Consider the following 21,005-nt stretch of genomic DNA (forward strand, 5'->3'; position numbering starts at 1 on the left):
GTCAAAAAATGAAATTAAAACTAACTGGAGTCAGGACAAGAAAATAGTTAATTTGAAACTGATATTTACGTTTATAGAGAGATGTAGAGCCGCTCAGACTTTGTTACAAGTTTAAAGAGAGAGGCTTTAGAAGATGGTGTCAAACAATGGCAGACAAACCCCAAAAGATAGAGGTGAATAAATCAATTAATTCACCCAGAGAAACTTCAGAAGTAAGAATCCAGGCTCAATCATCAGTAGAAAATAAACCGTCTATATTAGAGTCTTTTGTTAAAGCAGTTTTAGACACAGCAGTGGGGGTGGGAGAAGCCACAACGAAACAGACACACAAATTAATTGAGCAAACAACTCAAAGCAGCGGTCAGATTGTGAATCGCCTCAGTGAAAATTGGCTGATTAGAAGACTGTCTGGAGTGTTAAATCTCAATTGGCTAATTGGTAATACTGATATTGTTGATTTAGAAAAAGCAGAAGCGGCGGTAAAGAAGCTCAAGCAAAAGTATCCCAATGAATCACCCAGCCAGATTGCTCACCGAATCATGGTGGAAAAAGCAACTAAAGCAGGCACAGTTGGACTAGCCACTAGTATTTTGCCAGGAGTAGCGGTGGCATTGTTGGCAATTGATTTAACAGCGACAACAAAATTGCAGTCAGAAATGATTTATGAGATTGCATCCGACTATGGACTAGATTTAAAAGATCCTGCCCGGAAAGGTGAAGTTTTGGCAATTTTTGGTTTGGCCTTGGGTGGAGGGCGTCTTTTGAAAGCTGCGGGATTAGGCTTGTTGCGAAATGTGCCCTTGGCGGGTGCAGTGATTGGAGCTAGTTCAAATGCGACGATGATCTATTCATTGGGGTATGCTGCTTGTCGATTTTACGAAGCCAAGCTAGATGAATCAACTTCCCTGGCATCACCACAGACATTGGCAACATTAAAAGCCGAAAGTGAACAGTACTTAGAAAGTGCGATCGCTCAACAAACTCTTATGGATCAAATCTTAGTTCACATGATCCTGGCCAGTCATCCAGAAAAGACTTGGGAAGAAATTTTGCCAGAATTAAAAGCTGTAAACCTCAGTCCTAATTCATTGGATGCTATTGCTCAAAATATCAAATCACCTAAGCCTTTAGATGTACTGCTCAATCAGCTGAATCGTGATTTTGCCATACCCTTGTTAGCTCAATGTTACAAAATTGCCCAGCTTGACAAGCAGACTACACCAATTGAGCAAGAAATAATAGAGGCGATCGCCAGCAAATTTGACATTGATAGAAATGGAATTGGGGCATAGGGAATTGGACATGGGGAAGAGGCAGAGGGGCAGGAAGCAGAGAGCAGAGGGGAAAGAGATAGTTTTTTGGCATTGCATATTTGTGGAATGATTTAGCAACTTTCAAAATTTCTCCCCTGCCCCCTGCCCCCTTGCTTCTTACCCAACCCCCACTCCCCTGACCATGAAACAAGAATTTTGAGCAATACTGGTACAGGAAGGAATATTTACACAAAATCCCAAAATGACAATTCAACCTAGTGATAAGTCTTTGCTAGAGTGGGCAGGCGACAGTTTGGCAATTGGATTATTTGAAGATGCAGTAGAGTTAACCGGAGAATTGGCAACTTTAGATCAAAAATTTTCCGGGGTTTTAAAAGAACTGATTGCTGAAGAAGAATTTAAAGGTAAAGCTAACAGTACAATTTTTACCCGTGTGAATGCTGGTAGCCCAGTGCGGAAATTGATTTTGGTAGGTTTGGGTAAACCAGATGCACTAAAACTCGACACTCTGCGCCGCGCTGCGGCTGCTGTAGCCAGAGTAGGAAAAAAGCAAAAAAGCAAAATTCTGGGATTTAGTTTTCCATTGTGGAATAACGATCCAGCCGCTAGTGCCCAAGCGATCGCAGAAGGTGTTGAATTAGCACTGTATCAAGATATTCGCTTTAAATCAGAACCAGAAGATAAAGGTTCACAAATAGAAACCGTAGATTTACTAGGATTTGGTGGACAAGAAGCAGCCATCACCCGCGCCAATCAAATCGTTTCCGGGGTAATTTTGGCACGGCAGTTAGTAGCAGCACCAGCTAACGCAGTAACACCAATTACTTTGGCAGAAACTGCTCAAGCGATCGCAAACGAGCACGGTTTACAAGTAGAAATTCTGGAACGAGAAGACTGTGAAAAGTTGGGGATGGGTGCTTTTTTGGGAGTAGCCCAAGCTTCTGACTTGCCACCTAAATTCATTCACCTGACTTACAAACCAGCAGGTACACCCAAAAAGAAACTGGCAATTATTGGCAAAGGATTAACCTTCGACTCCGGCGGACTCAATATTAAAGGTGCTGGTAGCGGTATCGAAACCATGAAAATTGATATGGGCGGTGCAGCAGCTACCTTGGGTGCGGCAAAAGCAATTGCTCAAATTAAGCCAGATTCGGAAGTTCACTTTATCTCAGCGGCTACTGAGAACATGATTAGCGGTCATGCTATGCACCCTGGAGACGTTCTCACAGCATCAAATGGCAAAACAATCGAAGTGAACAACACGGACGCTGAAGGGCGTTTGACCCTAGCAGATGCCTTGGTGTATGCCGACAAACTGGGATTAGATGCGATCGTGGATTTAGCCACCCTGACTGGTGCCAACGTCGTTGCCTTGGGTGAGGATATTGCTGGTTTGTACACTCCCGATGATGCTGTAGCTTCCCAAATCGAGAAAGCTGCTGAAACTTCGGGAGAAAAGATTTGGCGGATGCCAATGGAAGAAAAATATTTTGAAGGACTAAAGTCTGGTATCGCGGACATGAAGAATACAGGCCCGCGTCCAGGTGGTGCTATTACCGCTGCTCTTTTCCTCAAACAATTCGTCAAAGAAACCCCTTGGGCGCACTTAGATATTGCCGGCCCCGTGTGGACAGATAAAGAAAATGGCTACAACGGCGCAGGGGCAACTGGCTACGGCGTTCGGACGCTAGTTAATTGGGTACTGGGGACTGCGGAGTAGGGAGTAGAAGGAGCAGGGGGGCAGGGTGCAGGGTGCAGGGGGAAAGTTCCTCTCCTCTGCACCCTTCCCTCTGCCTCTTCTGCCCAATGCCCCATGTCCAAATTCGTGCTATCTTGAGCTTGCCAGCAAAAATTGTTGCAATAGTAACAGAAGTAATTTGGCAGTCAGAAAGTTAAGCTTTTTCGGCAAAGCCATCTGGTAAAATTTGTAAGGTTTCTAAAAGCTCTGAGCAATGGGATCGACTCGCGTACGGATCGCAATTGACGCAATGGGAGGGGATCACGCACCCGGTGAAATCGTTGCTGGCGCACTGCGAGCACGGGAAGAATTGGGTGTAGATGTATTACTGGTTGGTGATCCCCAACAAATAGAAGCTGCCTTGCCGCCAAAAACGAATTTAGGGCAGGTGGAGATCGTTCCTGCTGAGGAAGCGATCGCTATGGATGAGGAGCCTTTACATGCAGTTAGACGCAAACGTAAGGCTTCCATCAATGTGGCGATGGATTTAGTCAAGCAGCAAAAGGCAGATGCCGTATTTTCTGCTGGTCACTCTGGGGCAGCTATGGCATCAGCTTTGCTCCGCTTAGGACGATTGCCGGGAATTGACCGCCCAGCCATAGGGACTGTTTTTCCCACGATTATTGCTGGTAAGCCAGTGTTAGTACTTGATGTTGGCGCAAATGTAGATTGCCGTCCTAAATTTTTAGAGCAGTTTGCCGTCATGGGATCGGCTTACAGTCAATATGTTTTGGGTACAACTGAACCTAAGGTGGGTTTGCTGAATATCGGTGAAGAAGACTCTAAGGGCAATGACGCAGCCGTTCGTGCCCATCAACTGCTACGCGAAAATTCCCAAATTAATTTTATTGGCAATGCCGAAGGGCGTGATGTGCTTTCCGGTCGCTTTGATGTGATTGTTTGTGACGGCTTTGTAGGCAATGTATTATTAAAATTTGCCGAAGCAGTCGGAGAAGTAATTCTGCAAATTCTGCGGGAAGAATTACCCCAAGGATTGCACGGTCAAATCGGTTCAGCACTCTTAAAACCAAACCTAAAGCGGATTAAGCAGCGGATGGATCACGCAGAACACGGTGGTGCTTTGCTATTAGGCGTGGCAGGAGTCTGTTTTATCGGTCACGGTAGCTCACAAGCTCCTTCAATTTTTAATGCAATTCGGATGGCAAAAGAAGCTGTTGACAACCAGGTGCTACAACGAATTCAGTCCCAATATATCTTAGAGCGCGAGAGCGGTTAGCGATTCAGTTATTGAGTCATAAGCCATTTGTCATTTGTCATTTGCTAGGACGAAAGACAAAGGACAAAAGACAAGGGACAAAAGACAAAAAGCTGATAGCTGGGGAGATTAGGTGTGCAAAATTTAGGCATAGCAATTACAGGAAGCGGCTCGGCAGTACCAGCAACTTCCCTACACAACCAGACATTGACTGAACTGGTTGAAACATCAGACGAATGGATTGCCACAAGGACGGGAATTCGCCAACGACGATTAGCGCTGCCATCTGAGTCCTTGAGTGTACTCGCTACTGCCGCTAGCAGTCAGGCGATCGCAGCTTCGGGAATTAAACCAGAAGACCTAGACCTGATTCTACTGGCGACTTCCACCCCTGATGATTTGTTTGGTAGTGCTTGTCAAGTACAGGCTCAATTGGGAGCCTGCAACGCAGTAGCCTTTGACTTGACCGCTGCCTGCTCCGGCTTTGTGTTTGGACTGGTTACAGCAGCCCAATACATTAGGACTGGTGTCTATAAAAATGTACTGTTGATAGGGGCAGATATCCTCTCTCGCTGGGTAGATTGGCAAGATCGGCGCACTTGTGTACTGTTCGGTGATGGTGCAGGGGCAGTAGTATTGCAGGCCAACAAAAGCGATCGCTTATTGGGATTTGCCCTTAAAAGTGATGGCACTCAAAACCATCACCTCAATCTTGCATATACAGGCGCTTCCCAAGAACTACTCCCCGGTGTAAATATCACTAAAGGCACTTATCAACCTATTACTATGAACGGCAAAGAAGTCTACCGCTTTGCTGTCCAAAAAGTGCCAGAAATTATTGACAAAGCCTTGTTTCAAGCAAACCTCAACGTTGACCAAATAGATTGGCTGCTGTTGCATCAAGCCAATCAGCGGATTATTGATGCCGTTGCCCAACGCCTGAATGTCCCAGAGCATAAAGTTATCAGTAATCTTGCCCAGTACGGCAATACCTCTGCTGCTTCCATTCCTCTAGCTTTAGATGAAGCAGTACGGCAAGGCAAGATTAAACCCAATGACATCGTTGCTGCATCCGGCTTTGGTGCCGGTCTTACCTGGGGCGCAGCAATTTTTCAATGGGGAAGATGAATATTTTGTCCTTTGCCATTAGTCATTTGTCCTTTGTTAATGACCAATACAACTCTTGGAGAGGCTGCGCCCTAAGCGTAGCTATGCCGCAGGCTTTACGGCTTCTCTACGAGACGCTACGCGTAGCTTGCTTCCCCGCAGGGGTACGCTCAGTACAAGTGACCAATGACTAATGACCAATGACTAATGACCAATGACCACTGACTAATGACCAATGACAAAAACTGCATGGGTGTTTCCCGGACAAGGTTCCCAAGCGCTGGGAATGGGAATGGACTTATTAGATATACCGTCCGCTAAAGATAAACTTGCCCAAGCCGAAGAAATTTTGGGCTGGTCTGTGACTGAAATTTGTCAAAACGAAGAAGAAAAGTTATCACAGACGCTATACACCCAGCCAATTCTTTATGTGGTAGAAAGCATTCTTGCTGATCTTCTCCGAGAACGTGGACACCAGCCAGATTTAGTTGCTGGACACAGTTTGGGAGAATATTCTGCCCTTTATGTAGCGGGTGTCTTTGAGTGGTCGGCTGGTTTATATCTAGTAAAGCGCCGTGCAGAACTCATGGATAGTGCCGTCGGTGGGATGATGGCAGCTTTGATGAACTTTGACCGCGAACAGTTAGAAAAAGTCATTGCCCAAACACCTGATGTGGTGCTAGCAAATGACAATAGTTCGGCTCAGGTGGTAATTTCAGGTACGACTGAGGCTGTACAAACGGTAATGACTCAAGTTAAAGCAAAGCGTGCTATTCCCCTAAAAGTTTCTGGAGCATTTCACTCACATTTAATAGCACCAGCGGCTGCGGAATTCCAAGATATTCTAGAATCTGTGGAATTTCAGCCAGCTATTGTACCAGTGTTGTCTAATGTCGAACCAATTCCGTCTATTGATGCTGAGATTTTAAAGGAACGCCTGAACAAACAAATGACTGGTTCTGTAAGATGGCGAGAAATTTGTCTGCAATTACCAGCTAACGGTATCGAGCGAGTAATGGAAATTGGCCCTGGTAAAGTACTAACTGGCTTGATTAAACGTAGTAGTCCTGATTTAATATTACAAAATATCCAGAGTGCTGCTGATTTACCTGTTTAATTTTTTTAGATTCTTGCAAATGTAGTAATCCTTGCTTTCAGGGACTACTCAGACTAATCACAATGCTTCTAAATTTTTTAAAGAGCTAACCCTGTACGCCACAGGAAGGTGTGTGGAGTTGTCACCTTCTATCGGTAGAGTTACAACAAATTCTGCTCCCTTTCCTAGTGTGGAATTACAATCAAGTTTACCTTGATGTAGTTCAGTCACAATTTGATAGCTGATAGATAAACCCAATCCAGATCCTTTACCCACATCTTTAGTCGTGAAAAAGGGGTCAAATAACTTTGTTAGATTTGTGTCTGGAACTCCAAGACCATTATCTCTGATGGAAATCATGATTTGGTTTTCAGATACCAAGCGAGTATGAATCCAAATTGTGTTGGGATGTGAAGCAATTTCTGTAGGCGTGCGTTGCTGATTTGCATCTTCTAACGCATCAATCGCATTAGACAGAATATTCATAAATACCTGATTGAGTTGGCCGGGATAGCAGATCGCTGAAGGTAAGTTACCATAGTTTTTTACCACTTCTATTGCTGGACGCTTTGGTTGATCTTTCAGACGATGTTGCAAAATTAATAACGTACTATCAATGCCCTCATGAATATCAACCGCTTTAAATTCAGCTTCATCTAAACGAGAGAAATTGCGGAGTGATAGCACAATTTCGCGAATGCAATTAGTGCTAATTTTCATCGAAGACAGCATCTTGGGTAGATCGTCTCGAATAAATTCCAGATCCAATTCTTTAGCCTCAGTTTGAATTTCAGCGACTGGATTGGGATAGTGATACTGATACAGTTGAATAAATTCCAACAAATCTTGGGCGTAATTTTGTATATGGGTGAGGTTGCCGTGAATGAAGTTGACAGGATTATTGATCTCATGTGCCACGCCTGCCACTAGTTGCCCCAAGGCTGACATTTTTTCACTCTGGATCATCTGGGCTTGAGTACGACGTAGTTCTTCAAGTGTCTTTTGTAATGTTGTTGTCCGCTCCTCAACCCTTATTTCTAATGCACTGTTTACCTGTTCTAGTTCGATGAAAGAAGTCTTTAACTGACTTGCCATGCTATTGAAAGAACTAGCAAGCCCTCTCAGTTCATCCTGTCGCGTAGTATCGAGATTGATCGCAAAGTCACCGTTGACAAGTTGGTTACTAGCGGCGGTTAATTGCTGGAGGGGTTTAGCGATTTGTTGGCGCAATACCGACAAGAGCAACAACACTTCAACCAGCAGCGCTACTGCACCGGACATTAAGATAAATTGAGCCGTATTCTATGCTGCCCCCAATAGCAGTGATTTGGGATAGACTGTGACAAAATACCAGTCTGGGAACGGTCGATTTTGGGGAAAATTGCGTCGGGTACCATCGTTCCAGGAAAAATACTGTCGCTCAAATTCAGCCTGAAAATCAATATTAGTGGGTTGCTTGAATTCCTGCAAAAGCCGATCTCGCAGCAAAGCGAGGTTATCCTGTGCGAGTTGAAAGATATTGCTTTCTTGCTCTCCCCGCCCGCTGATGTACTTTTCTAGCTGGGTTTGGGTCTCGGCTTCTAAACGGGATATGACATGGACATAGCTCACCCCAGCAGACACGAGTACCACCCTCATTACTCGCAGTGCCATATTAATTAGTGTTTTGTGGGTAAGTGAGGTAGGGCGATTCTTAACGATATGGACAGACTTTAAAGACCACTGTTTTTTAAGGGTTTGTCTAAATTGGGTAAGCATGGAGTAGCACAGATAAGTATTTAGGCTGAAATTTTCATGAAAGTTAGTCTGGATGTGCAGACGGATGTATGTGCTACAGCGGTAGCTGGATCACAAATTCAGTACCTTCGCCTAGTCTAGAATTTACCTCAATCACTCCTCCATGTTTTTCTGCGACAATCTGACGAGCGATCGCTAATCCTAATCCCGTGCCTTTACCCACACCTTTCGTAGTAAATAAGTGGTCAAAAATCTTTTGTTTCACTTCTTCATTTATCCCATTACCATTATCAGCGATCGCAATTTTTATCCCTCCGTTTTCCAGAGAGGTTTTAATTATAATTCGGTTAGGATTGGTCTTAATTTCCTCAAAACTTCGCCCTATATTCGATTCTTCTAACGCCTCAATAGCATTTGCCAGAATATTCATAAATGCCTGATTTAATTGTCCAGAAAAACAATTAATTTTAGGTAAATTACCATACTCAGTTATCACCTCAATTGCTGGACGTTGTTCATTAGCTTTCAGGCGATGTTTGAGAATTAAAATTGTACTATCGATACCTTCATGGATATTAAACGGTACTTTGTAATCTTGATCGGCACGAGAAAAAGTGCGGAGACTTGTGCTGATATTTTTGAGGCGATCGCACGCCATCATCATTGAATCAATAATCTTGGGTAAGTCTTCTAAGCTATAATCCAAGTCAATTTCTTCGGCATGTTCTTTGATTTGATCGTCGGGATTGGGGAGATTTGCTTGATATAGTTTCAAGTGTTCAACAATATCTGCAAGGGTGGGTTTAGCTTGTTTGAGACTAGCAGCAATAAAGCCCAAAGGATTATTCATTTCATGGGCTACCCCAGCAACTAAATTACCCAATGCAGACATTTTCTCACTCTGAACCATTTGTAATTGTACTTGTTGTAATTCTTCTAAAGCTTTTTTCAATTCTTGGGATTTTTGAATTACAGCGGCTTCGGCTTGTTTGCGTTCTGTGACATCTAACAACAAGCCATCCCAAATAATTGAGCCATCAGCTTGTTTAATTGGACGGGATGCAGCTTGAATCCATTTTAACTGACCGGAAAGGGTAATAATTCGTCCTTGATATAGCCAAGGCTCCAAGGTTTGAGCAGAAATGGTAATAGATTCTAGATAACGCTCCATATCCTCAGGGTGAGTCAGAGACATCAAGCTGCTAGCATCAGCTACCGCCTGCTCTGATGAGACTTCGTAAATTTCATAACAACCAGTGCTAACATAGCTTAACCTGGCGGTATCATCTGGTAAAAGTTGGAATTGATAAATCATCCCCGGAACATTTTCTGCAAGGCGGTGAAAGCGGGCTTCGGTGTCCTGTAAATTAGTGTACAATTGGGCATTTTCTAAGGATATTGCTGCTTGGGAAGAAAGTAAGTTAATAACGCTGAGGCGATCGCTAGTAAATACCCCTTGAGTCAGTTGATTTTCTAGGTAAAGAATCCCTACCAAATGCCCTTGATTAATAATCGGGGTACATAATACACTCTGAGGTTTTGTTAGATGCATATATTCCCCAATTAGACCAGGAATATCTGTTTTCAAGTTATCGATCGCAACTGTTTTTTGAGTATTTTTGACATAATTGATAATTGTTGTGGGAATATCTTGACAAGTATCTAGTGGTTGTGGATTAAGAATGGTTTGTATCTCAATCTGAGAATTTAATCCATGATTAATAAAGGTAATTGCCTTAACTTGCCAAGTATCTCCTTGGGGAAGAATTAGTGCAGATTTTTTCGCGCCAGAGTTTTCTAGGATAATGCGGGTGAGGCTAGCAATAAGTTGATCTAATTCTAGAGAACTGGAAATAGCTTGAGCGGCTTTCAGGACAGAGGTAAAATCCAGACTATCAGAAATACAGGTGCTATCAGTGCTAGAAGTGCGAGTAGATGAGGAAGTGCCACGAAAGCTAATAGTTTCTAGGGGGTTGAGGTTAATTCGTTGCTGTTCTAGGATGAGTTTAAGCAGTTGGGGATAGCGTTTTTCTAAGTCATTGGTTTTGGCTTTTGCACCCCAACGAGCGTAGCAGTAGTATGCTTCTTGCATATATGCTTGGGCGACTTTTTCTTTACCCCAGTCGAGGTAGAATTTGGCTGCTAGTTCATTGCTAAGTGCTTCTTCTTGGATGTAGCCGTTGGCTTTGGCGAGGGAGATGGCGCGATCGTAATATTCTATTGCCTTGAGCTTATCTCCCATTACCCGCGCTGTTTCTGCTTCAACTAAGTCATACTTGTGTTGAAAATTAACAGCAGCATAGCCAGCCCAGTAGTGCATCAGTTTTTGGTTGGTAACTACTTGATTCAGCGAACATTCTTGCCGATCCCGTAGCGTTTCACTATCGCAGCTAGAATACTTTGCAAGTAAGCACAAAGAGTAGTAAAAGTTATGTGCCACAACTAACAGTAGACCAAAGGCTCCATCCACATATTCGGTGGCTTTTTCTGCATTGCTTGCAGCCTCTTCATACTGGTCAAAGGTATAAAGGATAGCTGTTTTGGCAACATAGATGGCAAATAGTGACTGATGATTGTGGGTGTTATGAAAATGCGGCAGCATTTCTGTCTCATCAAAATCAATACCAGTCAAGTAATATTGGTGAGAGGATCTACCGAGTAAATTTAAGGTGACTTGCCTCCAAATCTGGGCATAATCAAAACAATGTTTTTGTTTGAGTTTTAAAAGTAGATCGATATATCTTGCTTGCCTTTCTTCAACAGCATCTAGAGTTTCTCCAATTAAGAATAAATGCGTACACTCAGCCATCATTGAATAGCTAGCGTGTTCGATATCTCCAACTTCTAGCCCACACTGGATACTTTCCCGTAAAAATGTGAGTGTATTTAGACCATGCTCCTTGTAAGCACAAATAAAAACACCAAAAATCATATAAATTTTTGGACTGAGTTCTTTACTGTGGTATTGCTCTAATAGCTTTAAAGATATCTGACCTGAGTGATAACCTGTATCGACATCTCCGATTACAGCACAAAGAAATACACCATAACTTCCATAGGCAAAAGCAGCCAAGGATGAATGTCCCTGTTCAAGACAAAGATGGAGCTTTGTTAGTGCTATTGACGGAAACATATCCGGTTTGACATGATGAACAGGAGGCGTAATGCTAATCAGCAACCGCAATGCAGCCAGAGATTCCAGATTGGTCATTTCTGGAATATTAGCTAAGTTTGTTAAAATTGGTAGTTGAGCTAAACGATTCTTCTGTTCTACATCAGGTGATATCAAAGAAATTTTTAATTGCTCCAGTGCTTTTAACCCTGTTTCAATGGCTTGAACTTGCCGATCTTGAGCAATATAAATCTGAATTTTCAGTTCATAAGCTTTAATTCTGTCTAATATCTGCGTAGTTTGCTGCAAGATTAGGTCTGTAAATTTGATAGCCTGTTCAAAGTTGGTGTTTAAGTATTCTGCTTTTGCAGCATCTTCATACAGTGCCAGGGTGAGATCGTACTGACTTTGCCAGCTATCTGCTGTTAGCAGTTCCATTCCTAGTGTCAGATACTCAATCGCAGCAGTGTAGGCAGTGGCAGCCATAGCTTTTCGTCCAGCTAACAGATTTAACTGAACTAGTTGCTCTCGTTCAGTCTGTTGAGTAATTAACCTTAACCCCAGATTCAATTGACTAACAATTTGAAATATTTTCTCTTCTTGCTCGCTTGCAGAAATATTATTTAACAGTAGCCGACCCAGTTTTAAGTGAGTAGTCTGCTTCTGATCTTCAGGAATTAAAGAATAAGCAGCTTGTTGGACGCGATCGTGTAAAAATTTATAGGTGGGGACTTGAAAATTGGAATTAAAAGACTTTGAATCAGAATCCTGTCCATTGTGTTGAAAGAATTTATAAACTTCACCAGTAGTTAAAAGCAACCCTTCTTCCAAAGCTTTCCACAAATCAGCAGCCGTTTTGATTTCTGATGATTCTGAAACAATTGCCAAAGTTGCTAAATCAAACTGATTGCCAATACAAGCAGCTAACTGCAAGACGTTTTGAGTTGATTGCGGCAGTCTTCGTAGTTGAAATGCCATAAAAGCAACAACATCATCTGTAACCGCTTGCTGATTTACTTGGGCGATGTCACATTCCCAACAAGCTGATTCAAAATTAAATTTAATGAGCTTATCTTGATGTAATGCTTTGATAAATTGTGTAGCGAAAAATGGATTACCTTCAGTTTTTTGAGATACTAGTCGAGAAAGAGGCAACGCTAAATATTCAGAACACTTAAGTGTGTCAGCAACTAACTGATTCACTTGTCTTTGACTTAGTGATGCTAATGTAATCGTATTAATTGTTGCTTGTTTTTTTTCAATTTCACTCAAAGCTAACATTAACGGATGTGCTTTTTCGACTTCATTATCACGGTATGCACCAATTAATAAAAGATGCCCTGTATCAGCCATTAATAACTGTATTAACTTCAGCGATGCTGAATCCACCCATTGTAAATCATCTAAAAATATTACTAATGGATGTTCTAAGCTGGTAAAGACTTGGGTAAAGTTTTTGAATAATAAATGAAATCTAATTTGTGCTGCATTCCCTGATAATTCTGGAGCCGATGGTTGTTGACCAATAATTCTTTTTAATTCAGGGATAACTTCAATAATTACTTGTCCATTTTCACCCACAGCCTCTAATATTTTGCTTTTCCATTGCTGGATTTGGGTATCACTTTCTGTTAATAGTTGCCCCATTAAATCTCGAAATGCTTGCACCAATGCACTTAAGGGAATATTTCGTTGAAATTGGTCAAATTTGCCTTTGATAAAATAACCGCGTTGTCTAACAATCGGTTTATGAACCTCATTAACAACCGCAGTTTTACCAATCCCGGAAAATCCAGCTACCAACATTATTTCAGTAGCGCCCAGACTGACTCTTTCAAATGCTTGGAGGAGAGTTTTTACTTCGTTTTCTCGTCCATAAAGTTTGTCGGGGATAATAAAGCGATCGCACACATCTTGTTGAGCAATTGCGAAATTATTAATGTTACCTGTTGACTGAAGTTGAGTTAAACAATTTTCTAAATCAAATTTAATTCCTAATGCACTTTGATAGCGGTCTTCGGCATTTTTTGCCATCATTTTCATGACAATATCTGAAATCACTTGCGGAATTTCTTCCCTGAGAACTGAAGGTGGTTGTTTAGCAATATGACAATGCACTAACTCCATCACATCGTTTGATTGAAAAGGTAACTCTCCTGTCAGTAATTCATAGAAAGTGATACCTAAAGAATAAAAATCAGTCCGGTAGTCAATCCCCCGATTCATTCTTCCTGTTTGTTCTGGGGAAATATAAGCGAGTGTCCCTTCTAACACATTGGGACTGATGAGCGTTTGAGTTTCGCGTGGCAGTAAAGATGCAATACTAAAGTCAATTAGTTTAACCTGTTGAGTTTCTGGATTAATTAAAATATTCGCGGGTTTGATATCTTTATGAATAATGCGATCGCGGTACAGTATATCTAAGGTATTGCACAGTGCGATCGCAATTCGTAAAAACTCCATTAGAGATTCTACACTTCCCCCCACTCCCAACTCTCCACTCCCAACTCCCCATTCCTTCAAGGAAATTCCCCCAAAGTCTTCCATCACCAACGCATAGCCATTTTGATATGCTTCCAGGCTATAAGTTTGGATGATTAAGGGTGAGTTGAGATTCTTCGAAATGGTGTACTGATTGCGAAACTGTACTAGTTCGCTGAAACTAGGATAAGGATTCTTCAGCAATTTAATCACTACAGGTAATGAGTCAGCCTCTCGATAACCACGATAAACCAGAGTTCGAGAACCGTTATAAAGTTGTTCGCTAACTTGATATCCGGGAATATTGACTAAAATGCTAGCCATACTGCTAAATCCTAAAGATTTCTAAATTTAGTTTTCCCAGATGGATGAAGCAATTCATGTCTACAGCTTTTTTGCGTTTGATCTGAGCGTTGCGATCGCTTATGCTAAGTTCAGTTTGATTTGCATAATCTTCTGTGGACAGAAACCGCGAACCGTTTATCAGTCTGGCACTTTACCACGCCTTTAAATGGTCAGTCGTCAGCCCCATGCTTCACACTTACTTTCGGGGCCAGATTTATGGTGCGGAAAATGTCCCTCAATCAGGGCCGCTACTAATAGTCAGTAATCACGCTAGTTACTTTGACCCGCCAATTGTCTCCAACTGTGTACGTCGTCCAGTGGCGTACATGGCTAAGGAAGAGTTATTTAATATTCCGATTTTGGCGCAAACGATTAAATTGTATGGTGCTTACCCAGTTAGTCGGGGAAATGTCGATCGCAATGCCATCCGTTCAGCCCTAGAATATCTAAATAAAGGTTGGGCTGTCGGTGTTTTCTTGCAAGGTACTCGCACCCCAGATGGTCGAATTACAGACCCCAAAAGAGGCGCATTGTTGCTGGCGGCGAAAGCAAAAGCCCCAATATTGCCGGTGAGTGTTTGGGGTACTGAGGAGATTTTACAAAAAGGATCGTCCCTACCTCGTGCAGTTCCCATCACTGTGAGAATTGGTAAATTGATTGATGCTCCTGGTTCTACTAATAAAGAGGAATTGGAAGCATTAACACAAAAGTGTACCAAAGTAATTAACGAGATGCATGATTTAGGAAGATGAGTTAGACAAGTAAGAGATATATGCTTTAGGGAGGTAGCGATCGCCCCTTAGCCTCTGTATGTTTAAGGTCAATGTGCTCTAGCAATGAAGTCTAACTTTATGCTTAAATGCAACTGCTAGGCAATTCTACCATCAATTTCACCCTAAACAGCATATGAGCGGCTTTGAAGCCAAGAATTTTTGGGAGCGATTAAATAATCTGGCGTTAGTCCGCTTTTTGCTTTTAGTTGCTTCTGGCTGGGCAATTGTACAGCTTTTAGCTTACTTTGAAGCGGTCATTGTTATTTTTACATTTGCTGCAATTTTGGCCTTTTTACTCAGCTATCCTGTAGAGTGGCTGCGGCGTTTTTTGCCTCACAGTGTAGCTGTTGGTGTCGTTTTCTTGCTCAGTATTGTGATTATAGGCGGTCTGATAATTACCGTAGGGTTAACGGTTTTATCTCAAGGGCAACAATTAATTGACAGTATAACTGGGTTTTTAAATTCTTTACTACCTTTATTAGACCGACTAGAAGGATTTTTGCGAAGTCGTAATTTGCAGATAGATTTAAGTTTTATTCAAGAACAATTACGAAACCAAGCTGTATCTAGCCTTGTTACTAGCTTGGCTATTTTACAAGGATTTATGACGAATTTTATTACATTTATATTAATTGCAGTTGTAGCTTTTTTTATGTTATTAGATGGAGACAAGCTGTGGAATTTTATCATAAAAATAGTACCAAAACAGCGCCGCAATAGATTTACAAATATAATAAGACGCTCTTTTCTAGGATTTTTTAGAGGTCAGTTATTATTAAGCGTATTTCTCACAAGTACGACCTTCCTAGTATTCTTAATATTAAAAGTACCTTTTGCTTTGATATTGTCGGTGATAGTCGGAATTGTTGATATCATCCCTGGTATAGGAGCAACATTAGGAGTAAGCATAGTTACTTTAGTTGTGTTGTCTCAAGGTGTTTGGTTAGCATTAAGAGTATTGATAGCTTGTATTGTCCTACAGCAGATACAAGACAACTTGATTGCACCTAGAATTATGCAAGGTGCGCTGAATCTTAATCCAGTAGTAGTGTTTTTTGCTTTGCTAGTAGGCGCTAAAGTAGCAGGATTATTAGGTGTTTTTATATCTATTCCAATAGCTGGAGTAATTGTATCCTTATTTGAAATTGATGAAATGAAATCAGAAGTTTAGTTAGGAGTTTGGAGAGACGCGATTAATCGCGTCTGTACAAGAGTTAGGAGTTGGAAGTAGTAATTAATGTAAAATAGGTTGTTAGGCAATACAAATTGAGGAATGATGTCGGATTTAAGAGCGGAATTAACAGAAATTTTGGATGAGGCAGAGTGGGAGTGGCTAATTCCTCATGTACAACGAGATGCAGTAATTTTGGTGGCACTTGAGCTAAACTTGGTGGATGTTGGAGTAGCGATCGCCAGTGATAACATCCCATCAGTAGAACAGTGGATTGATAAACAATTGATTGCCAAACCCACGACAGTACAAGTGGGAGAATGGAATGGCGATCGCACTAAGCGATTTAATACTCTCATCGTTCAGCCTTACGTTCTGGCGCAAGAAATAGTTGCTGCTTAATCAGTTTTTGTGGCGTTTTCGCTCAGAGTCGGAGTCAATAGAATATTTATGTAGCATAAAATACACCAATATATAAAAAATGTAAGTAAGCAGAGGGTAAATATACTTCTTGACTATTGACTAAAGCAAAATTTTCTCCTTTAAGATTTAGCCATCTAGGAGCTAGAATTGTTACCATAATTTCAGATTAGATGTTGAAACCTTGATCCAATCTGAAACCTTAGAACTATTAGAATGGCATCGCCTCTGCCAGCACCTTGCCACCTTTGCGGCAACTAAGCTGGGGGCGACAGCTGCGCGTCATCTGAAAATACCTGATTCTCAGACCCAAAGCGAACAGTTGTTAGAGCAAACCAAAGAAATCTACCAACTCGAAAGTCGCCTGACCACGGGACTCTCATTTGAGGGAATTCAAGATATTGGCGATTCCCTAGAACGGGCGGAACGCAGTGGAATTTTGGCAGGGGATGAACTGTTAGCGATCGCCACCACCCTCGCTGGTGCCAGAAATTTGCGCCGTGTCATTGACAATCAGGAAGATTTGCCGATATTGACTGATTTGGTTGCCGATTTGCGGACTTATCCAGAACTAGAACAAGAAATTCACCGCTGTATTGATGAACGGGCCCAGGTAACTGACCGCGCGAGTCAAAAACTGGGGGAAATTCGCACAGACTTGCGGCGAGTACGTAGCCAAATTACCCAAAAGCTGCAAAATATCTTACAGGCAAAATCTGGGGCAGTTCAAGAACAGCTGATTACGCAACGGGGCGATCGCTTTGTCATTCCCGTAAAAGCACCCCAAAAAGATGCCATCCCCGGTATAGTCCATGATACCTCTACTAGCGGTGCCACCCTTTACGTGGAACCGAATTCAGTGGTGCCCTTGGGCAACCAACTGCGGCAGATAATCAGGAGAGAGCAAGCGGAAGAAGAAGCGATTCGCCGCATTTTGACGGAACAAGTAGCCGCAGTCAAACCAGATTTAGAGAGATTATTAGCGATCGCTACCACTTTGGATCTGGCAACCGCTAGATCGCGATATAGTTACTGGCTAGGAGGGAATCCGCCGCGATTTATTCAGCGCGAAGACAATGAAATCATTACCTTGCGGAATTTACGGCATCCACTGCTAGTATGGCAGCAACAGCATGAACAAGGGCAACCAGTAGTTCCTGTAGACTTGCTGATAAACCCGCTAATTCGGGTAGTCACAATTACCGGGCCAAATACTGGCGGTAAAACAGTAACCTTAAAAACTTTGGGTTTAGCAGCATTAATGGCCAAAGTGGGTTTATTTGTTCCCGCCCGCGAACCAGTGGAAATACCTTGGTTTGATAAAGTGCTGGCAGATATTGGCGATGAACAATCCTTGCAGCAAAGTTTATCTACATTCTCTGGGCACATCCGCCGGATTAGTCGGATTTTAGAAGCATTGGGAAATGGAGAATCGGGAATCGAGAATGGGGAAAAGGAAATACCCAGTCTCCAATCACTCGTTTTACTCGATGAAGTCGGCGCAGGAACCGATCCCGTTGAGGGTAGTGCTTTAGCGATCGCCTTGTTGCAATATTTAGCCAACCATGCCCAGCTAACGATCGCCACCACTCACTTCGGCGAATTAAAAGCCCTGAAATACGAAGATGATCGGTTTGAAAATGCCTCTGTAGAATTTGACGAAAGTACTCTCTCACCCACTTACCGTCTGCTGTGGGGCATCCCCGGACGTTCTAACGCTTTAACTATTGCTCTACGCTTGGGATTAAAACCAGAAGTGGTAGAACAAGCAAAAACTCAAGTGGGAGAGGCTACAGATGAAGTTAACCAGGTGATTGCTGGGTTAGAAGCGCAACGCCGCCGTCAGGAAACCAAAGCGGCGGAAGCCCAAAGTTTGTTGCAGCAAGCGGAACGTTTATACAAACAAGTATCAGCAAAAGCCGCAAGTTTGGAGGAAAGGGAAAGCAGTTTGCGGGCTTCACAGGAAAAAGCAGTCCAACAAGCGATCGCTCAGGCAAAAGGTGAAATTGCCCAAGTAATTCGCCGTTTGCAGAAAGGTACGCCCACAGCCCAAGAGGCCCAGCAAGCAACCAATGCTTTGAATCAAATTGGCCAGCAATATCAGCCAGCAGCACCAGCAAAACCAAAAGCTGGGTTTATGCCCAAAGTAGGCGATCGCGTCCGCATTCCAAAATTGGGACAAATCGCGGATGTGATCGCTGCCCCTGATGAAGATGGCGAGTTAAGCGTTCGCTTTGGGCTAATGAAGATGACTGTGAAGTTGGAAGACGTAGAATCTCTAGATGGTCAAAAAGCAGAACCAATCGTCAAACCCAAACCAGCCCCAGCAGCAGTAACACCGCCACCGCAAAGTATCCCAGAAATTCGGACTTCCCAAAATACCATCGATTTGCGTGGTAAACGGGTGGCTGATGCCGAATACATTTTAGATAAAGCCATCTCGGAAGCTACAGGCCCAGTCTGGATTATTCACGGATACGGCACTGGAAAGCTGCGACAAGGAGTTCACGCCTTTTTGCAACAGCATCCCAGAGTGAACAACTACGAACCAGCAGAACAATCTGATGGCGGCAGTGGTGTTACCGTTGCTTATATCAAATAAAGTTCACTTGCAAATGGTAATCTTGAGAATCTTTAGAGAGAATACCAACTAAGATTTACTGTTTGCAAGTCTCTTATTAAAAAGTTGGTATATTAGTTTCTACCACGGGCTAATTGTACATTTCCTCTTAGTTGTAAAATCGGACACTAATAGATAAATAACAGCAGTAGCCGCTAACATACCAAAAGTTGAATCCGATTCTGGAACTGCTAAGACTTTACCAGAACCACTGATTGTATTGGTAAAAACACCAAAATCAGCTACCCGACGTCCAGTTGTAACTAAAAAGTAATTTCGTTGAGCGATTAATTGTCGGCTGAATGCAAGACTACCATCATTGGGAGTAGTATTTGCTATGAGGACATTAGTCAATTGGTTAGTAGGATTGAAACTGTCCTGATATAAAACTAAAAAATTATCCCAGGCTCCATCAATAGATGTCGTGGCTCCAGGTACAGTACTTGCAAATGTATATGAACTCGATTGTTCTCTACCCATCAAGTTTATAAATGAGTTTTGATATATGCGTGGTTTGCGATTAGAGCTATAGTACCAACTAAGTTGGAAAAATCAATTAGTCAATATCTTGAAACGCTGACTTTATCAAATTTTTAAGTTTGCGATCAGTTTCATGGAAGCATCAATCGTCCTGATGTTGCCTAGCCTGTTCTGAAATAACAGGCTACACCAAGCAAAACTGAGGTGAGCTGATGTCCAGCAGCAAGAAGCACCTTTAGCAAACAGGCAAAATATTTGTATAGTAATTATGTATACATAAAGACCAAATAATAAACATCAAGAAAGTTCAAAATTTAAAAGCGCAAATAAATTAGGAGGTATTCTACATAATTACTTGGCGAGAATTAGCGGTTAGCATTCTTAAGATTGTTTATTTATACTCTTGTACGGAGCTAGCAGCGAAAGTCGGGTAAACCTTAACTAGAATTGATAATTTTCTACTTTGTCAAAAATAAATTTTCATCTAGAGTAGGACAAAGATACCTGCTGTTTACCACATAGAAAAAATCTAGCTGAAGCCTCTGGCTCATAGCTATGGGAAACCAAGCTTGATGCTTGAGAGTCTGGTTTCAAAATGGGTAACAGCAACATCCCCTATCAGCTTGATCACCTATGCTAAAAGTTATGCACTCGGCCGCCAACTCAGCCACTCCAAATTCCCAGTGGGAGGATTTAATCAAGCTTCCAGCCCCAAACACAGTTCAATGGGACAATATCAAAACCCAATTAGATTTGGTGCTGTTGGCGCTAGAAACCTTAACTGGGATTGGTTCAGAGGCAATGCTTTCGGCGGCAACCGATCTGAATTTAGAGTCAAGAGTGCCAGACCGCGTAGCTTTATGGCGACTACGCCAATCAAATCCCCTACGCAAAGGTCAAGGAGGGCGAAAAAAGCTAGATGTCGAAGAAGCGCGATCGCTTGTTCTGATCATCTGCTATTTAGCCAAACAGCACCAGGAATTGATTCGCCGCGCTGTCGGCCTGTTGGAACAAATGGCAGAAAATAACCGGGAACCTCACCAGGCTGCTTTACTTGGAGATTATATTGATGCTTTTTGCAACACCTACCAAGAGCGGATGGAAGAGGACGAGCAAATCTCAACAGATTTACTAACCAACCTGGCTCTAAAACTGCTTGTAGATTTACTTTTTTACAGTGCTCCTGGTGGGCATCGCCGTCTCTGGCTAGCACTTATAGACCGTTCAACAAAATTTTAAATTTTAGATTTGAAATTCCTCAATCAAAATTCGTTCATGAAAGTTTGCTAGGTCAGGAAACTCTTTTGATAGTTGTTAGCTCTTGGGCAATGCACTATCAGCACTGCTTCCTCCTTGCACTCCAGTTTGCACAAGCAAAGGAACGTGACAAAGTTCTGAGTGGCAAAAGCCGCCGTTCCAACTTTTCTTTGCA

Annotated in this window: 14 protein-coding genes; 10 read left to right on the plus strand and 4 right to left on the minus strand. The window is 42.4% G+C overall.

Features of this window, described 5'->3' with window-relative positions; translation table 11 throughout:
* Positions 1–146: 146 nt before the first annotated feature.
* The 5 genes from RM347_RS17075 to fabD all read left to right on the plus strand — a co-directional run bounded on the left by RM347_RS17075 (position 147) and on the right by fabD (position 6,455).
* Complete coding sequence (locus tag RM347_RS17075; protein WP_322717596.1) at positions 147–1,292, plus strand: EcsC family protein; 1,146 nt, start codon at positions 147–149, stop codon at positions 1,290–1,292.
* A 223-nt stretch (positions 1,293–1,515) separates the two neighbouring features.
* Complete coding sequence (locus RM347_RS17080; RefSeq protein ID WP_322717597.1) at positions 1,516–2,997, plus strand: leucyl aminopeptidase; 1,482 nt, start codon at positions 1,516–1,518, stop codon at positions 2,995–2,997.
* Between the two features lie 232 nt (positions 2,998–3,229).
* Positions 3,230–4,252: a phosphate acyltransferase PlsX gene (gene plsX, locus RM347_RS17085; protein WP_322717598.1), complete on the plus strand. Its 1,023-nt coding sequence runs from the start codon at positions 3,230–3,232 to the stop codon at positions 4,250–4,252.
* A 114-nt stretch (positions 4,253–4,366) separates the two neighbouring features.
* Positions 4,367–5,359 (plus strand): beta-ketoacyl-ACP synthase 3, encoded by a 993-nt coding sequence (locus RM347_RS17090; RefSeq protein ID WP_322717599.1) that lies wholly within the window; start codon positions 4,367–4,369, stop codon positions 5,357–5,359.
* Between the two features lie 214 nt (positions 5,360–5,573).
* Complete coding sequence (fabD, locus tag RM347_RS17095) at positions 5,574–6,455, plus strand: ACP S-malonyltransferase (RefSeq protein WP_322717600.1); 882 nt, start codon at positions 5,574–5,576, stop codon at positions 6,453–6,455.
* 57 nt (positions 6,456–6,512) lie between these two features.
* Here the strand turns inward: fabD and RM347_RS17100 are convergent, their stop codons facing one another.
* The 3 genes from RM347_RS17100 to RM347_RS17110 form a co-directional block, all read right to left on the minus strand.
* Positions 6,513–7,715, minus strand: a complete 1,203-nt coding sequence (locus tag RM347_RS17100) for an ATP-binding protein (RefSeq protein WP_322717601.1) — start codon at positions 7,713–7,715, stop codon at positions 6,513–6,515.
* Positions 7,716–7,736: 21 nt separating this feature from the next.
* Positions 7,737–8,087 carry a hypothetical protein gene (locus RM347_RS17105; protein WP_322717602.1) on the minus strand — a complete coding sequence of 117 codons (351 nt, stop codon included), beginning with the start codon at positions 8,085–8,087 and terminating at the stop codon, positions 7,737–7,739.
* Between the two features lie 178 nt (positions 8,088–8,265).
* The gene (locus tag RM347_RS17110; RefSeq protein ID WP_322717603.1) at positions 8,266–14,088 is read right to left on the minus strand and encodes an ATP-binding sensor histidine kinase; all 5,823 of its coding nucleotides are present in this window, start codon (positions 14,086–14,088) and stop codon (positions 8,266–8,268) included.
* Positions 14,089–14,222: 134 nt separating this feature from the next.
* Between RM347_RS17110 and RM347_RS17115 the strand changes: the two genes are divergently transcribed.
* The 4 genes from RM347_RS17115 to RM347_RS17130 all read left to right on the plus strand — a co-directional run bounded on the left by RM347_RS17115 (position 14,223) and on the right by RM347_RS17130 (position 19,075).
* Complete coding sequence (locus RM347_RS17115) at positions 14,223–14,861, plus strand: lysophospholipid acyltransferase family protein (protein ID WP_322717604.1); 639 nt, start codon at positions 14,223–14,225, stop codon at positions 14,859–14,861.
* Between the two features lie 154 nt (positions 14,862–15,015).
* Complete coding sequence (locus RM347_RS17120; protein ID WP_322717605.1) at positions 15,016–16,053, plus strand: AI-2E family transporter; 1,038 nt, start codon at positions 15,016–15,018, stop codon at positions 16,051–16,053.
* A 105-nt stretch (positions 16,054–16,158) separates the two neighbouring features.
* The gene (locus RM347_RS17125; protein WP_322717676.1) at positions 16,159–16,455 is read left to right on the plus strand and encodes a DUF2288 domain-containing protein; all 297 of its coding nucleotides are present in this window, start codon (positions 16,159–16,161) and stop codon (positions 16,453–16,455) included.
* A 202-nt stretch (positions 16,456–16,657) separates the two neighbouring features.
* Positions 16,658–19,075, plus strand: coding sequence for an endonuclease MutS2 (locus RM347_RS17130; protein ID WP_322717606.1), 2,418 nt, complete (start codon positions 16,658–16,660; stop codon positions 19,073–19,075).
* A gap of 99 nt (positions 19,076–19,174) precedes the next feature.
* Here the strand turns inward: RM347_RS17130 and RM347_RS17135 are convergent, their stop codons facing one another.
* Positions 19,175–19,573: a hypothetical protein gene (locus tag RM347_RS17135; RefSeq protein WP_322717607.1), complete on the minus strand. Its 399-nt coding sequence runs from the start codon at positions 19,571–19,573 to the stop codon at positions 19,175–19,177.
* Between the two features lie 633 nt (positions 19,574–20,206).
* On the opposite strand from RM347_RS17135, the gene RM347_RS17140 reads away from it, so the two are divergent.
* Positions 20,207–20,812, plus strand: a complete 606-nt coding sequence (locus RM347_RS17140; RefSeq protein WP_069069205.1) for a DUF3038 domain-containing protein — start codon at positions 20,207–20,209, stop codon at positions 20,810–20,812.
* Positions 20,813–21,005: the final 193 nt, after the last annotated feature.

It is taken from the genome of Nostoc sp. ChiQUE02 (assembly GCF_034531305.2).
In the GTDB taxonomy this organism is placed as follows: Bacteria; Cyanobacteriota; Cyanobacteriia; order Cyanobacteriales; family Nostocaceae; genus Nostoc.

Coding starts and splice junctions, on each gene's coding strand:
- RM347_RS17075 (WP_322717596.1), top strand. CDS start 147: ATGGCAGACAAACCCCAAAAGATAGAGGTGAATAAATCAATTAATTCA.
- RM347_RS17135 (WP_322717607.1), bottom strand. CDS start 19,573: ATGGGTAGAGAACAATCGAGTTCATATACATTTGCAAGTACTGTACCT.
- RM347_RS17120 (WP_322717605.1), top strand. CDS start 15,016: ATGAGCGGCTTTGAAGCCAAGAATTTTTGGGAGCGATTAAATAATCTG.
- plsX (WP_322717598.1), top strand. CDS start 3,230: ATGGGATCGACTCGCGTACGGATCGCAATTGACGCAATGGGAGGGGAT.
- RM347_RS17125 (WP_322717676.1), top strand. CDS start 16,159: ATGTCGGATTTAAGAGCGGAATTAACAGAAATTTTGGATGAGGCAGAG.
- RM347_RS17110 (WP_322717603.1), bottom strand. CDS start 14,088: ATGGCTAGCATTTTAGTCAATATTCCCGGATATCAAGTTAGCGAACAA.
- RM347_RS17080 (WP_322717597.1), top strand. CDS start 1,516: ATGACAATTCAACCTAGTGATAAGTCTTTGCTAGAGTGGGCAGGCGAC.
- fabD (WP_322717600.1), top strand. CDS start 5,574: ATGACAAAAACTGCATGGGTGTTTCCCGGACAAGGTTCCCAAGCGCTG.
- RM347_RS17140 (WP_069069205.1), top strand. CDS start 20,207: ATGCTAAAAGTTATGCACTCGGCCGCCAACTCAGCCACTCCAAATTCC.
- RM347_RS17100 (WP_322717601.1), bottom strand. CDS start 7,715: ATGTCCGGTGCAGTAGCGCTGCTGGTTGAAGTGTTGTTGCTCTTGTCG.
- RM347_RS17105 (WP_322717602.1), bottom strand. CDS start 8,087: ATGGCACTGCGAGTAATGAGGGTGGTACTCGTGTCTGCTGGGGTGAGC.